The 16,406-nt window shown below is 37.2% G+C and carries 13 protein-coding genes; 3 read left to right on the forward strand and 10 right to left on the reverse strand.

All coding sequences use genetic code 11. The features are described from left to right. Positions 1 to 369 precede the first annotated feature (369 nt). Both LPC09_RS23510 and LPC09_RS23515 read left to right on the forward strand, forming a co-directional pair. Positions 370 to 672 (forward strand): helix-turn-helix domain-containing protein, encoded by a 303-nt coding sequence (locus LPC09_RS23510; protein ID WP_098797844.1) that lies wholly within the window; start codon positions 370 to 372, stop codon positions 670 to 672. A 44-nt stretch (positions 673 to 716) separates the two neighbouring features. Continuing rightward, on the forward strand, positions 717 to 1,586 hold the full coding sequence (locus LPC09_RS23515; protein WP_231308486.1) for an IS3 family transposase: 870 nt from the start codon (positions 717 to 719) through the stop codon (positions 1,584 to 1,586). A 238-nt stretch (positions 1,587 to 1,824) separates the two neighbouring features. On the opposite strand, the gene LPC09_RS23520 is transcribed toward LPC09_RS23515, so the two are convergent. The 6 genes from LPC09_RS23520 to LPC09_RS23545 form a co-directional block, all read right to left on the reverse strand. Then, positions 1,825 to 2,055, reverse strand: coding sequence for a hypothetical protein (locus tag LPC09_RS23520; protein ID WP_098795636.1), 231 nt, complete (start codon positions 2,053 to 2,055; stop codon positions 1,825 to 1,827). A gap of 2 nt (positions 2,056 to 2,057) precedes the next feature. Next, the gene (locus LPC09_RS23525) at positions 2,058 to 3,602 is read right to left on the reverse strand and encodes a sodium:solute symporter family protein (protein WP_098795637.1); all 1,545 of its coding nucleotides are present in this window, start codon (positions 3,600 to 3,602) and stop codon (positions 2,058 to 2,060) included. A gap of 360 nt (positions 3,603 to 3,962) precedes the next feature. Then, complete coding sequence (locus LPC09_RS23530) at positions 3,963 to 6,335, reverse strand: M14 family metallopeptidase (protein WP_231308563.1); 2,373 nt, start codon at positions 6,333 to 6,335, stop codon at positions 3,963 to 3,965. 16 nt (positions 6,336 to 6,351) lie between these two features. Beyond that, positions 6,352 to 6,768, reverse strand: coding sequence for a hypothetical protein (locus tag LPC09_RS23535; protein WP_231308564.1), 417 nt, complete (start codon positions 6,766 to 6,768; stop codon positions 6,352 to 6,354). Positions 6,769 to 7,265: 497 nt separating this feature from the next. Beyond that, the gene (nhaC, locus tag LPC09_RS23540) at positions 7,266 to 8,729 is read right to left on the reverse strand and encodes a Na+/H+ antiporter NhaC (RefSeq protein WP_098795639.1); all 1,464 of its coding nucleotides are present in this window, start codon (positions 8,727 to 8,729) and stop codon (positions 7,266 to 7,268) included. A 24-nt stretch (positions 8,730 to 8,753) separates the two neighbouring features. Then, a complete protein-coding gene (locus LPC09_RS23545; protein WP_098795640.1) occupies positions 8,754 to 9,908 on the reverse strand; it encodes a trans-sulfuration enzyme family protein in 1,155 nt (384 codons plus the stop codon). A 181-nt stretch (positions 9,909 to 10,089) separates the two neighbouring features. Between LPC09_RS23545 and LPC09_RS23550 the strand changes: the two genes are divergently transcribed. Beyond that, positions 10,090 to 10,773 carry a FadR/GntR family transcriptional regulator gene (locus tag LPC09_RS23550; RefSeq protein WP_098795641.1) on the forward strand — a complete coding sequence of 228 codons (684 nt, stop codon included), beginning with the start codon at positions 10,090 to 10,092 and terminating at the stop codon, positions 10,771 to 10,773. Positions 10,774 to 11,108: 335 nt separating this feature from the next. Here LPC09_RS23550 and LPC09_RS23555 read toward each other — a convergent pair. The 4 genes from LPC09_RS23555 to LPC09_RS23570 all read right to left on the reverse strand — a co-directional run bounded on the left by LPC09_RS23555 (position 11,109) and on the right by LPC09_RS23570 (position 16,398). Further along, positions 11,109 to 12,454 (reverse strand): IS3 family transposase gene (locus tag LPC09_RS23555; RefSeq protein WP_098799740.1). Its coding sequence is split into 2 segments (ribosomal slippage): positions 11,109 to 11,998 and positions 11,998 to 12,454, totalling 1,347 coding nucleotides; the frame shifts between segments, so codons are not numbered across the junction. Between the two features lie 717 nt (positions 12,455 to 13,171). Beyond that, entirely contained in the window at positions 13,172 to 14,617 is a 1,446-nt protein-coding gene (locus LPC09_RS23560) for a glycoside hydrolase family 32 protein (protein ID WP_231308565.1), read from the reverse strand. Between the two features lie 12 nt (positions 14,618 to 14,629). Beyond that, entirely contained in the window at positions 14,630 to 15,463 is an 834-nt protein-coding gene (locus LPC09_RS23565) for a carbohydrate ABC transporter permease (RefSeq protein ID WP_098795645.1), read from the reverse strand. Then, a complete protein-coding gene (locus LPC09_RS23570) occupies positions 15,460 to 16,398 on the reverse strand; it encodes a carbohydrate ABC transporter permease (protein ID WP_098795646.1) in 939 nt (312 codons plus the stop codon). The genes LPC09_RS23565 and LPC09_RS23570 overlap by 4 nt, the downstream gene beginning before the upstream one ends. Positions 16,399 to 16,406: the final 8 nt, after the last annotated feature.

Here is a 16,406-nt window from a genome sequence, read left to right on the forward strand (position 1 = left end):
GATCCTTTACCTTCAACTAACAAAAAAGAGAAGTGTGTGAACACCTCTCTTTGCTCAACCTATGATTCGACAATCTTCGGGAAGTGACAGGCACCAGCGGAGGCCCTTTACCTTCAACTAACAAAAAAGAGAAGTGCATGAACACTTCTCTTTACTCAACCATGTGTCGACAATCTTCGGGAAGTGACAGGCACCAGCGAAGGCCCTGTACCTTCAACTAACAAAAAAGAGAAGTGCATGAACACTTCTCTTTACTCAACCTATGATTCGACAATCTTCGGGAAGTGACAGTGCTCGACCCCCTTATAATGGACATATGAATTATAATTAAAGTACGACATATATACATTTTTATTGGGGGGATAAGAGATGGCAAAACAACATAATACTGTCGAAACTAAGTTAAAAGCTGTTCGTAGAGTATTGGAAGATCTTACACCAGTGGCAATTGTGGCTAAAGATTTAGACCTTCATCGTGATACGGTTAATCGATGGGTTAATGCATATAAGAAAAATGGAGAAAAAGGATTAATTAATCCTAAATCTGTTGCCCATTCTTCAACTCAAAAACAAGATGAAAAGATAAGAGAGTTAGAAAAGAAACTTAAAGAAAAAGAACTAGAGAATGAAATCCTAAAAAAGTTCCAGGCCTTTCTCAAGGAGAAAAAATAAACACAAAATATGAGGCAATTACCCACTTGAGAGAGGAATATTCTGTGGTGTTGTTATGTAAGGTTTTAGGGGTATCTAAAAGTGGATATTACGCTTATATTAAACGTCCTAGTAGAAAAATTGGTAAAGGGGATCGTGAAATTTTAAGCCTTATTAAACGTATCTATAATCGTCATCAGGGCACCTATGGTGCTAAACGAATTTCGAAAGTATTGAAGAATAAAGGAATAGTAGTGAATCACAAAAGAGTAGCTCGCTTAATGAAAGTAACAAACTTAAAAGCCAAAGTAAGACGGCCAAAAACAACCAAAGAGTCTAAAGTTCAAGCAGCTGGTTTTGTATATGAAAATATTTTAAAAAGAAATTTCAAAGCAGTTCACCCTAATCAAAAATGGGTAACAGATATGACTGAGGTATGGATTGGGTCACATAAAAGATGTATCTCAGCTATTCTAGACTTATTTAACAGTGAAATTATTGCTTTTGAGATTAGCACAAGTCCAAACACTGAATTAATTGAAGCTACTGTAAAAAAGGCGATGAAAAATAGAAATCTGAAAGATTTAAAAGGCGTAGTCATTCATAGTGATCAAGGAAGTGTCTATAGATCCCTTAGTTACAATGAATTAAGCAAGAATCTACACTTTACTCCGAGTATGTCACGTAAAGCAAATTGTTGGGACAATGCGGTAATAGAGAGCTTTTTTTCCCAACTAAAATCTGAGTTTCCATGTTTTTATCCCACAAATAACATAAAAACAAGTGATACAAACTTTAAAAAATATGTACATTATTACAACGAGGAACGAATTCATACAAGAACCGGTTTTGTTTCTCCAAGTGAATATTATAAGGATTATATCCAAACTAAGAAGCTGGGGCTTTGCGTATCAAACTTCAAAGCAGCAACTTGATATGAAGTGGTGGGCATGATTGCCTTGTTTGGTATGCCAACCATTAACTAAATGGCTGGCTTTTTGGTGGCAGAATAATGCCCACAGAGGCTCCATGTCAAGTATTAAATAAATCTCAGTTTAAAATTCAAAGGACAATTACATTTCATTTATTTTCCAATTTTGTCGTTTTGTTTTTTGTCTATTTATTGGGGGTTTGACCACAGGCACCATCCCCACAGGCACCATCCCCACCCCCTCACTGTCTTCTTTCCAGATAAACCTCCACCCACGGCCGAATCGAAATATAAAGCCCTGCTATAATTAACCAGCCAAAAGCAAGATACGTCCAGCCTTTGAAAAACTGTAGCGTATAATTATAGCCCGTCAAAAACATGATTCCTGGGAAAGCAAAGATCAGGATAAATGTTAACCAAAGGGCCCAACGCGTGCACATCTTGGCATCTTTCATCAATTGCTTATCTTCCATGATTAGATAACCTCTCTTTCTGTTGCAAGCTGAAGTTCCTTCTCTTCTTCATCAAAGCTCTTGAATTGATCCTTCATTGCTTCAAAATCAAATTCCTGCTTGGAAATTAAGGCATGACCTATTGAAATAACTCCACTCACCACAAACACTGTTACATTTCCATACAGCATCGCATGTAGTTGACCTAGTGATTCGACTGTAATTGCTCCGGATAGCATATTAGCAGAAAGTAACCAAACAGTAATTCCCGATACCATTCCAGCTAACGCCCCATAAAAACAGCCATTGTTCGTTGCTCGTTTCCAAAGGAGACCAATTGTTAAAGGAATAACCGCACCACTGACGAAAATACCCATTGCCATGTAAACAAAACCTAGACCAATTCCAATATTAAAAAGTAAAACTGACAGAATACCCATTGCAAGGCCGAAACTTAATGTAACAATACGTGACACCTTTAATGTTTGCTTACTACTTGCTTTTGGATTAATGGATTTACGATAAATATCCGTTACAATAATATTCGTAATAGCTGTTAGCTCTGCTGCACCTGTTGACATAACCGCCATGAACAACATCACCAAAAACAGAATAGAACCCACACTACCTAGTAACTCAGCTGCCATTAAAGGAGCAGAGGCATCCGGGTCGGTAATATTTAACCCAAGTCCCGCTGCCGTTACCCCTAAGAATGTAGCAATCGCAAACGGAATCGAAAACCATGCAATCCCACCGTAGATATATGCTTTCGATGCTGCACTATCTTTACTCGCAATCGCTCGTTGCCAATACGACTGATCCACAAACACAGTACCAAAGTTACCAATAATATTAATCATTCCAAAAAGAAGTCCTGGTACTGAAGCCATTGTTAGCATTTGTTGTGATTCTGGTAAAGCGCGCAACCCATCATAAATTGTATTTACACCAAATTTCATATACACAACTGTTGCAAAAATCGTTAAAATAACAAAAATCATGACCGTATTTAAATAATCTGCAATAAATGATGCTTTTAAGCCGCCAATCATCGTATAAATCGTAAACGTCAGTGGAATGAGAAGTGCCGCCACATAAACATTCATTCCTGTTAATGAATTTAGAGCGATTGCGCCGCCTAAAATAACCATCGCTGTTACAATAATATTTGTCATAAGAGCAAAGAACATCATTAGCTTATGATTTTTTTGATCAAATCTTTTCCCAATAAACTCTAAAAACGTATGTGCCTTAGGCGCCTTTCGTTTTAAATGAATCGCAACAATGGCAAATAATAATACTTGAATACAGGCCCCTGCCGCATACCAGTACGGCCCACTAATACCATACTGAAATCCTGTTGATGAAGACATCATCAACGTTGCTGCCCATGTCCAAGCTGCAATGATCGATGCACTCGCTAGCCCAATCCCCACACTTCGCCCAGCCGTACTAAATTCCTCAGCTGTCATCTTTGTCTTCGAACGACGCTGCATAATGATTGTTAAACCAGTGAAAAACACACCGAAAATAAGTAAAATCATATATCCCGTAGTTGATGTTAACATGAACCTACCTCCTATTTATAAAAGCTAACAAAGCAATTACTCCCAGATAAAATAAATGTGATTAAATCTAACATGTCTAAGTATAGTGAATTTTCTAATTACTAATCAAATGACTTGTTAGATTTTCTAACATTGTAATTTTATGGGCAGGGGCCTTTGGTTTTAAAAAGGGGCAAGATATGTAGGTTTTAACGTCCATTACAGGACCTTTACTCTCTTCTTAGATTTATTCAGTTGTAGGTTCTATCTAGCAACGTTCGACAAAATTCGGGGAGTGACAGGCACCAGCTCCCACTCCCGATACAAACAGCAGAAAACGACAAAAATCGGGTGGTGACAGGCACCACCCGATTTTCTATTCTACTCTCTATCTCTACCTTGTTCTAACAGCGAACGGCCTACTTCACTTAGTTGTTTTTTGTTTTCGTTTTTCACTGAGCCTTGACCTTGTTTTGCTGTTTCAGAGCTGACTGATGCAAAAATGCTGTTGGCTAGTAGGCGGTAGCTTGCTTGTGTGTGTGCTCTAAAGGCAAGGTCGTTTGCAAATAGAGTGATGTTTGAGTCTTCAAGATTTTGCGTGAATGCTAGTGTTTGACCTTTTGCAGCGTCATGTCCTGGCCACCAGCCCGCAACGTAGAAGTCGTTACTGTTACTTACAGTTGCTAATACTTCAGCTTCCTTAGGAACAGATGTAATCCACGCACCATTTGTTGTGTATAGCAGTTCGTTTGCTTCGTATCCAGAAGTTAGGATATGATCTGTTACATTAGCTTTTAATAAGCCTTCATGACCTGGGCTTGTGTAGTTGAAGTCGTAGCCTTTTAAGACTCCGCTCTCTTTGACAGCATTAAGAGCATAAACTCCAATTCCAACATATGCCTTTCCTACTAAACTATCGGCATTAAAATCATCTCTGTCACTAACAACAACGTCAGCTTCTTCAGCATTATCAACTACCTCAAAACCAAGTTCTTTCACTGAGAACTTTAGTTGCGCTGATCCCGACACTGCCACTTTAGGAAGAGTTAATTTTTCAGTTTTTACTTTTTGAGCTGTCCCAGCTGATGTAGCTTCGAAGTAATAACCTTTATACTTAGCTAAATCAGTTGTATTAACGATATAGTCACCTTTATTCACATTACCCTTCGTTTCCAATGCCTTTTCAACAGTTTTTCCGTCTTTTAAAAGCTTGTTGACTAGCTTTACAGTGTCATTATTCGTGTTCGATAGGATTTGCTTTGGTGAATTACCAGTGATTTTTCCTGTTGGTAACTTAACACTTTTCACTTCTTTCGTAAGCTTATCAAAAGCATCCTCGTCACGAACTTCTTCCAAGTCAAATCCTCTTAAGTCAGAGAAATTAACAACGATTGGATCGTACATTGCACCCCAGTCTGAAACATCGTCACCTTCGTAAAGCATGGCGTTTGCTAAGCCACGTTTTGCTTGATCCATTGGGACGATATATGTTCCCTTCGGATATACGGTTCCATCCACTCTTGCTGTAATTAACATTTGCTCTACTTCTACTCCATTGCGAAGCAAGTAATCAACCATTTTCGCTGCTTCTAATGGGTTCTTTTGTACTTTTTCATCGACTGGAATGACGTAATATTCAGGGAAGAAATTCGCATTTCCTTCTCTTGTACGCCCGATTGATTGTCCAGCTGCATTCACAAAATACTCATCTACCGCACGATCGTCTTCACCATTTACTCCACGTTCAAAAATTTCAAGCTGATTTTTATACAATTTATCCTTATTTTCTGTTACATAAAGGGCTGCCCCAAGTCCAGCACCATACATAGCATCATACCCATTTTGGCTTAGTGCAGGTGTTTCAACTGTATGACCTAATGAACCATGTAGCATCGCATACATTGCCGTATAAGCAGGCGTCATATCATCCCAGCCATCGCCATAATCAAGAGCTGGAATTTCATAGGAATCATAAGCTGAATTACTAATTCCTGCATCTCCCATTGAATGAGCTTGCTCAATCATGTTTCCATAAAGTAAATCGTATTCAAAGTTCGGATTATGTGGTGGTGTTGTTGGCTCAATTAAGAACCCACTCACATAGCCGTGCAGATCAATAAATGATAGTGGTGTCCACTTTGCAATTTCTTGTGTTACTTCTTGTGTTTCAATTTGTGTTTGATAGTGGTTATCACGATTTAAGTCAAAGCCATTGGCATTTGCTCTCGTGTTTGCCACTCTTCCATCAGGATTGTTCGTGAACATATAAAGGAAAATCACGTCATCAAGAACATCATCAACATTTAACGTGACAGCTTTTTCTTGTTTATTTTCACCTGTATTAAAAGTAATTTCGTCTTCTAGTGCAAACTTCTTGAATAACTCAACCTGTGCATCCACACCTTCTACTTCATCAGGGTGAATATTGTTAATCCAAACGGGAACCTGGTAATCGCCCATTTCTCCGTCTTCTAACTTTTCTAGTAAACTCTCAGGATCTTCTAATGCAGTTGGTAGAGTTTCATTTAAATACTTGTCTACCGCTTCTTTATCTCTAGCTAAAACAACAAAATGCAGGTCACGACCTTCTACTGATTTCCCAAAGTTTTGGTATTCAAGGTAGCGATCATTAGTTTCTTCTGCTTTTTCAAAAACTGAATCAATCGTTGGCTTCAATTCATCATAAAAATGAAATTGGTCATATACATTTAGTTCGACCGTCTGTGCTGCCTTCTTATTACTAGCTTTGTCCACTAATGCTAGTTCGTAATCACCAATAAATTTGCTGATATTGAGTACGAATTGTTCGGTTTGATAGATTGTCTGTGTCGTAAAGAAGACCGAACTCTAAAGTTGCTTCGATTTTTGTTCCACTTACGAAATGTGGCTCCTCAATCACCTTAATGAAAGGGTCTCCTGTGTATGTATTGTCCTTCTTAACCCACTTTTTCCACTCTGAAAGCTTTTTGCCTTCAAATTGAAATTCTAATTGACTTAAATCTACTTTCTTTCCAAAATCCGCTTGAACTTCAACTGTTCTCGCTTCAGTTAACGAGAATAAAGTCCTATTACTCTCTAACTCTATTACATTGTCCGCTGTTTCAGCAGCTGAAACCGGAAGAACTGGTTGTGCGAATAGAGTTAATACTAATAAAAATGCTAATAAACCTGAAAACCTCTTCTTCAATAAACTCATCCCTTCTTATATGTTTGCTTAATAGAATACATAATAATAGTAATGGAAAATTCTGAATCTTAAAAGAAAAAATGTTCGGGATACGAAAGAAATATTTCGACAAACTCCCCATATACAATCTACTCTTCTACTTAGCTCCCTTTACACTCCAACAGTCACTCTATCTTTTAGCCAATAGTAGTATCAATAGCCCACAAATGTTAACAAAAATCTTCACATCCACCCCAAAGTTCTAGCATTCTATTAATACTGATATATTTGAAGTTTAGTATGTAATTTTACCTATTTCCATTTTTACGTAAGATCCTTTAACAGGCTTTCTATATGTTAAACACAAATTATCTTTTCCTACTGCACAAAAACATTTAGAACAAGTAGTTAGATGAGTTTTAGAAGAGAAGACCCTTGATTTAAAAAAACGTGATCATCCCTCCCATCAAAAAGAAGCAAAGGAGCCCACCCTTTGCTTCTTTACTTTTTAAATACAGCTATTGTTGTAGATTCTTAGAATTCCCTACAGCAGCTGTATTAAAATCATCTTCCTCTAGCTTCCGAATAGCATATCCCTTTGTATATGGCGCAAGGAATCCATATAATGCTGAGAACATGAATCCGCCTAGGTTAAAGATTGCCCATGGTAGGAATTCAAAGTTACCTACACCTAAAGTGGTTGCCATGAATACGCCGGAAACAGTCCAAGGCATTAATACTTCTGTTATGGTGATCGAATCTTCCATATTTCTTGATAGATTAACTGGATGTAGCTTCTTTTCTTTATATACTTTTCCATAAATATCTTGAACTAGGAAAAACGATACAAGGGCGTTTGATGTACAGTTAATCACTGCAAAGCCAGTGACAAGTGCGGAGAACGTGATGCTGCCGATTGTTTTTAGGTGAACGATGATACGCTCTAGAATGACGTTTAGGGCTTGAGAAACTTCTAGGGCTGAAGCAAAGAAAAAGGCAACAAAGACAAAGAAGGTAGCGTTATACATAGAATAAAGGCCGCCGCGGTTTAGTAATGATTGCATTTCTTCACTAATCGTATTTTCGCCAAGCATGTCAACATGAAAACCAGAAACAGCTGAAGCAAATAGATTTGATACAGATGCGCCTTGTGTGATCCATGCAAGAACTAAAGCAGTAATCGCTGAGGTGAATAAAACTATAAGTGGTGGCTTTTTCATTAAGGAACCTGCAATAACAACGATTGCTGGGATCAATAAGAATATGTTTAAGTTAAATAATTGATCAAGGCCAGTCATCATTTCCTGAATACTAGCTAGCTGTGTAGAATCTTTTTCAATCCCAAAACCTACAAATGTAAAAACAATAATGGCAATAAGAGAGGATGGAATGGTTGTATATAACATGTGCTTAATATGTTCATAAAGGTTAGATCCTGCAGCAAGGGAGCTCATATTTGTTGTATCTGATAGAGGAGATAACTTATCACCAAAATAAGCCCCTGAGACAACCGCACCTGCAGTGATCGCTAATGATAAATCCATTGTTTGAGCTATACTCATAATGGCAACACCAATCGTTCCCGCTGACCCCCAAGAGGTACCAACACAGGTTGATACAATGGCTGTCACCAAGAAGGCTAATAAGTATAAGTAGCTTGGATCAATAATCGCAAGACCATAATACACAAATAAAGGAATTGTTCCTGAGATCATCCAGGTTCCTATTAAAAGCCCGATGCTAAATAAAATAAGGATAGCTGGTAGCGCCTTTTTTATTTTTTCTCCCATTACGCTGATGATCGTATCCCATTTGTGCCCGTTCACAACAGCGAAAATTGTGAAGACAACTCCTGCAAATAATAGCATTAATTCTGCTGGATACTTTAATATACCGATACCACCAATAAAAATGACTAACGAAATAATAATAGGAAGTAATGCCATCCCTAATGAAGGGCGTTTCATCGTAGCCTCACTCATATATCAACTCTCCTCTACATTTTTTTATAGTTGTTGAAATCCATGTTCTAAGTCACTAATTTGAAGGTCTGAACCTTCTAACCCTACTGATAATCGAATTAATCCTGGTGAAATTCCTTGTTGCTTTAAAATCTCTTCATTGTTTACCTTCACTGGTGCGTTCACAAGGCTCTCAAACCCTCCCCAGCTAACACCAATTTTGAATAGTGACAGGCCATCAATGAATTTGCATACACTAGAGAAGTTAGCCTCTTTAAGTTCAAAGCTCAAAAGACCTGTAAACCCTTTCATTTGTTGTTCTAGAAATGGCTTACCCTTCTCAAGGCTAGGGTGATAAATGCGCTCAACTTCTTGCTTTGACTGTAGATAATCAATAATTTTCAAGGCATTTTCATGATGTTGCTTTAAACGAATGGGTAATGTTCGCAAGCCACGAATAATTAAAAATGCATCATTTGCTCCTAACACAGAACCATTTAGCTGGTACCCATATTTAAAAATTTTATCAACTAACTCAAAACTACCGATTACCGCTCCGCCAACCACATCACTATGACCACCGATATATTTCGTTAGTGAATGAATCGATAAATCAAAGCCTAATGTTAGTGGTTTTTGAAAAATCGGTGTTGACCAAGTATTGTCAATCGCTGTGATAATCCCCCTTTCTTTAGCTATAGTTGCGACAGCTTGAAGATCGACTATATTCATAAGCATTGTCCCTGGACTCTCTACATAGATCATTTTTGTGTTGTCCTGGATTGCATCATTTATGTTGTTTAGTTCATGATCAACATAACTACAGGAAATGTTGAATTTCTTGAGGTGTGTCAGCAATTGAGTTGTAGGTCCGTATATATTATTGATAAACAATACATGATCTCCGCTTTCTAGAAGCGAGAAAAAAACGGCACTAATGGCCCCCATTCCAGAACCAAAGCATTTACACTTATCCCCCCTTTCAAGTGCAGCTAGCTTTTTTTCGAGAACTTCAACTGTTGGATTCACCCCTCTGGAATAAACGTAATGCTCCCTTTCCAAGTTTTGAGCCTCGGTAAATTCCTTGAAGTTTTCAAAAGCAAAAAGACTCGTTTGATAAATTGGTGGAGAAATAGATCCGTGATGTTGTGAAGGATCTTCGCCAAAGTGGGTGCATATTTTTTCATCGATGTGAAGCATAAGTAAGTCAACCTTCTTTCCTTTAACTAAATTCCAGCATCCTTTCACCACCTATACTATCATACTATCAACCTGTATGAAAGCTCTAAATATTCTGATTTATATTTCCTTTTTTAAATTGGATAAATAAAAGGGATTATTATACACTTAAAGCAAGATACATTAGAGGTGAATTGTATACATGAAAACTTTTAAAAAAAGGAGACTATCTGAATTAGTCGCTGATGAAATAAAGGAATATATAAAGCAAGAGGACCTCAAAGAAGGAGATCGCCTACCTCCTATTTCTACATTAGTTGAAACACTAGGTATCGGCAGATCATCACTACGAGAAGCTCTACAGTTATTAGAATCACAGGGTTTTTTAGAAATTTTGAATGGAAAAGGAACCTTCGTCAGAAACAGTAAGCCATTCCAAATTCAAACTTCCTTCGATATTGACAATGAGAAACAATTTTTATTGGAAGCATTAGAGGTAAGAACTGCCCTTGAAGGAAAAGCAGTTGATTTGGCTGCAAAAAGAGCAACACGTGAAGAAATAGAGAAAATGGAATATCATTTAAAGGTTTATGTACAATGTATCGAAAATAACGAACGAGATGAGGCCAACATGGCTGACTCCTTATTTCACCAAACCATCTATGAGGCAGCCAATAATGAATTATTAAAAACCATCATCGACTCTGTATGGGATACCTTTCATGAATTTTGGAACGAGCCGTTTGGAATTCAAGACATCTTCGATAAAAGCTATCCGTACCACGAAGAGCTGCTTCAAGCTATAAAAGAGAAAGACCCAGAACGAGCTTCAGCTGCTTTCTTGAAGATCATGGACTTTGTTAGAAGGGCTATTGAAAAGATATAACTTTGTGGGTTAAGGAGCCCCCCTCTACTAGAGTGTGGGGGGTTTGAACATATCTTTTTAAAAACCACTCATTGCTTTCGTAACGAGGAGTGTTATTTGCTAGCAATCGACAAACTTCGGGAAGTGACAGGCACCAAATAAAAGCCGTTGCTTTCCTCTTCTCCATTAGAATATTTTTTTGTATAATAGACATATACTAAAAAGAGAAGTGCGCTAACACTTCTCCCTGCAACCTCTACCGTCAGGGTGGCGGTTGTCAACATTATTTATGTTTTTGAGAACCACCCTTTAGCTTCCTACGGCTGAACTGAACCCAAAAAGTTAGACATAGAAGCTTAGGCTGCTACTTGGGCATGAATTCGGTACTGTACCGGACTCATGCCTTTTAATTTTGCCTTAATCCGTTTGTGGTTATAGTAATATATATAATTCTCTAATTCTAGTTTGAAATGCTCCATACTCTCAAATTCTTTTAAGTACAGTAATTCAGACTTTAATAAGCCAAAGAAATTCTCCATGACTGCGTTATCTAGGCAATTCCCTTTTCGGGACATACTCTGTATGATTCCTTTTTCTTTTAAGGCGTGTTGATAATGCTTCATGCGATAATGCCAGCCTTGGTCGGAATGCAAAATAGGAGTGTCTCCCTCATTTAGTCGGCTAAAAGCTTTATCCAACATCTCTGATACCAGGCGATAAACAGGACGTTTTTCTATGTTATAAGCGATGATTTCCCCGTTGTATAAATCTAAAATGGGGGATAAATATAACTTCTCTCCATGAAGGTGGAATTCTGTCACATCTGTTACCAACTTCTCATTTGGCTTTGATGCTTTAAAATCACGTTCTAAAATATTAGGAGCTACTTTCCCAATATTTCCGCGGTAAGATTGATATTTTTTCATACGCACGAGACATTTTAATCCCATTTTATTCATCAATCGTCTCACTGTCTTATGATTTATTTTTAATCCCCGATTACGTAATTCCAATGTAATGCGGCGGTATCCATATCGTCCTTGATGTTCATCAAAAATCCCCTGAATCAACTCTTTAGTTTCCTTATACTTATCTGGACGATCCATTTGTTTTACCCAATAGTAATACGTACTACGCGCAATTCCAGCGACCTTTACTAGATCAATTACTTTAAATTCATGCCTTAATTCATATATTATTTGCGCTTTGTTTTCTTCTGTAATTTTTCCTTTTCTTGAATTAAGGCTTGTAACTTTTTTAAATATGCATTTTCCATACGTAAACGCTCATTTTCAGCTCGTAACGCTTCAGACTCTTCGACTGACTTAGGTTTCTTTGTTTCTTTTTTCATGGATGGACGCCCCTTTTGTGTTGGTTTTAGGGCATCTATTCCAAGTGATTCGAAACTTTTTAGCCAATTTTGAATGGTACTATGTGTTGCGATGTTAAAAATTGCAGCCGTTTCCCTTATAGACGTCCCTGTCTCTTTTATATAATTTAGTACGTCTAGTTTAAACTCTGTTGTGTAGGATGTATAGGGTTTTTTAAAGGCACTTTCACCATGATATTCATATTGTTTAATCCAATTTAATAAGACAGTATGATCTACTCCTATGGATTTCGCAATTGTTTTTACCCCCTCGAATCCTTGTTGATAACGTATAATTGCTTCTATTTTTTCCTCTATATTAAATTTAGACATATAAAAACTGCACCTCCAATTGTTAGATGTGTGTCTAACAATTGGGGTGCAGTTCAGGCGCGGGGTGGTTTTCTTGTTTTCTAAAACGTTCTTTCGAAAGAAATATGCACTAATTTCCCGTACAATTCCCTTCAAAACTTCCCGTAGAACTTCAAGAAATGTTTCCATGGTTATCACCCCCTTTCCTCTAAAGGAAAGAAGACCAACAACCAACCACCCTCACAATATTCAGTTGCAACCTTATATTACCATAATCTACCTAGTGTAATAACTATCAATCTTCGACAAATTTTGAGTAGCCCCTGTGAGGAGAAAAAACCTATATTTTGTGTAGAAAACTAATGGTTATATGTGAGGAACCCTTCAAGGTTGATGCAGTAAATGTAAAGGTTGTCATTAAGTATATTGGAATATATTCAAACCATACAACTAAGAGTGTGATGTAATCATTCTAAGAGCAATACTCATACTTGCCCAACATGTGGTCCTGGACTGATAAAAGAAACTGAAGTCGGTGTATGTACGATTGTGGTGATAAAATTTTTAGTGATGGTTCATTCTTTTATATAAATTGATCGCTTAAAACGGATAGATGAAATTTGTTAAAAACTTAATAATCCTAGCAGTTCAAAACCTTCTTTATTCATGTACACAAAAAAGAAAAGTGCGCTAACACTTTTCTTTTTTCAAGTCTGCATACTTCACCTTAGTCCTAGCCTACCTTCCTCCATAAACAATCCTCTTCAACTCCGCCTTCTCTCCACCAACCAACATAATATCCTTTCCTTTATCCCGGTCATAAGCCGTGAAACTGACTACTTTTTCACCCGAGTTGATAAATAGCTCAATAGAATGTAAGTCAATGTAGAGAGATAGCTTGATATTTTCATCGCTGTTTGTCGATAGGTCCTCCACCTTGATGTTACCTTCATCACCATAATCTGAAGATAAGAGTAATACATTGTTTTCAACATCTACTTTGATATTTGTTGACTTTTCCCCTTCCTTATTCAGCTTAATGGTGAATTCGCCACTAGTTTTAGGCACAACCACTTCCAAAAAGCCGGTTGTTTTCCCTTCAATATGCATTTCTTCTCCTTCAGTCAACTGAACAATCTCACCAATAACAGATGGAGAAAAATAGTTCTGTGTATCAATAAACGGTTGTTGAACAAGCCGTTCGTTGATTACGTTTAATTTCCTCGGTAATGACATCATTCCATTAAATCCATATTCTTTCGGTGGATTTGTTTGGTTCCACCTGTGCATCCATCCAATTAACAAACGTTCTCCATCCTTCCCCTCTGTTGATTGGGGCGCGTAGAAGGTTTGACCATAATCTAGTAAGCCCTTATCGTCCGGAGTGAATTTCCCTCTTTCAAAATCCATCTTGCCAATCAGATATGCTGTTGTATTTGGAACATCCTTTGTATATTCAGGATCACATGGCATTTCAGAGAATAAAAGAACATCTTTTTCATCAACTTTAAACAAATCTGGGCATTCTAATAATTTATTTTCTTCGAAGGTAGATTGAAAGATTGATGAATGATAGGTCCATTGAACTAAATCCAGAGACTTAAACATAATAATCTCGCCACGCCTCTGAGCATTTCTAACAGATAATACACAATAATACACACCATTAACCTCAATAACCTTAGGATCTCTAAAGTCACATATTAAATAGCCTTCTGGTAACTGTTTTTCACCGATTACAGGGTTTAGCTTATGTTTTTCAAAAGTAATTCCATCTTCAGATGATGCAATACACTGGCGTTCCGCAATCTCAGATTCTACTTTGTCAAAGCCTAAGTTCGGATCAACATGACCCGTGTACATGACATATAGCTTTCCATCCTTTTCAATCGCACTTCCTGAGAAACAGCCATTCGCATCATAGGCTTTGTCATTTGCCATTGCCACAGGGAGGTATTCCCAGTCAATGAAATTCTCAGTTACGGCATGCCCCCAATGCATATCACTCCAGACAATATCGTAAGGGTAGTATTGGTAAAACAAATGGTATTTTCCTTGATAAAAAGTAAAGCCATTCGGGTCGTTCATCCATCCAATTTCAGGTGAAAAATGATAGATTGGACGGTTATTTACGTTGTTTTTGTTTTGTTGAATATATTCGTTTGCTTTTTGTAATTTATTCATTTTGCACCTCGCTTATTTAATTCCACTCTGCATTGAGCCTTCCACAATATACTTTTGGAAAATGATATATAAAACAACAATCGGGATCGTCACGATCGTTAACGCAGCCATGATATGACTTGTGTAAATATTGTACGTATCACTGAAAATTGCATTTAACGCCACTTGAATTGGCATTAAGTCTGCATTTGATAGAGCCATAACCGGCCATAAGAAATCATTCCAAGATGCTAAGAAGGTTAGTATTCCTACGGTGATATACATGTTTAAGCTTGAAGGAATCACAATTCGGAAAAAGCAGCCAATCTCACTTAATCCATCAATTTTTCCAGATTCAATCAACTCACCAGGGAAAGATAAAAAGTGCTGTCTAAATAGGAAGATGTTCATCACATTCACGATAAATGGCAATAAATATCCTGGAACACTGTTGATTAATCCCATTTCATTAACAACTAAAAACAACGGAAGAATGGTTGCTTCAATCGGAACAATCATCAGCGCAATAATAAAAATCAAAATCCAATCTTTAAACGGAAAGACAAATCGTGCTAGAGCATATCCAGCTAAGGAATTAATTGTTAATCCAAACACGACTGTTAAGGACGCGTAGATTAAACTATTTCCAACGTTTTTAAAGATATTATAAAATCCTAGTAATTCTGTATAAGATTTTAACGATAGATCAGAAAACCTTGGCAAGATCGCATAAATTGATCCAATATCTCTGTAAATCACTTCGTCAATTTTGAAGGATGATAGCACCATCCATAGCAGAGGAATTAAGAATTGCAGGGCAATTAAGGTTGCTAGGATATAAAATAATAGTTTTTTGATGATCTTCATGCTGCCCGCTCCTCTCTAAATAATTTTTTAATCACCATCGAAACAAATACTAGGAAAATTGTAAACACAAGAGTAACAGCACTGGCATATCCGATGTTTCTATGTCTAAATCCATATTCATAGATATATTGAAGAATGGTCATTGTTGAATAATCTGGTCCACCACCGGTCATGACCATCGGTTGGACAATTAGCTTGAAGGCTTGAATCGTTGTTGTTATGACTAAAAACATTAATATGGGTTTTAATGAAGGAATGGTAATATATAAAAACTTCTGAAACGCATTTGCCCCATCAATGTCAGCTGCTTCATATAAGCTTCCATCAATATTTTTTAATCCTGCCAAGAAGATCATCATTTGATATCCACAACCTGACCATGCGGAAATCACCACAATGGTATACATCGCTTGATCTGCGCTTGATAAAAAGGGTTGCTTCGGAATTCCTATATTCACCAAAATTTCATTGATTAATCCAGAGGTTGGGTTTAACATGACCGTCCAAAGAATGGAAATAACAACGAGGGACAACACAGCTGGTGAAAAGTACGCTGTTCGAAAAAAGCCTACGCCCTTCACTTTTCTATTAATGATTAATGCTAGGCCAAGCGCCATAGCAAGCTGAAGTGGAACAACAAACACCACAAATTTAATCGTGTTTAAAAAGCTTTGAATTAACACTTCATCTGTTAGCATTCGTTTAAAGTTTTCCAAGCCAATAAATTGCTTATCATTAGGTTTTAATAAATAGTAATCTGTAAATCCATACGTAAAAGCTAGAATGATAGGTAAAACAATAAATAAAATGGCAAGTACCATTGCAGGAGTCAGAAAACCAAATGCTGAAACTACTTCACCCTTTTTGTAATGCTCACTATTTCGATAGTGCTCTGTTGTATTTCTTATCTTCACGAAATTTTTTACTGGTTTCATCACATCAC

Source organism: Metabacillus sp. B2-18, from assembly GCF_021117275.1.
Classification (GTDB): domain Bacteria; phylum Bacillota; class Bacilli; order Bacillales; family Bacillaceae; genus Metabacillus.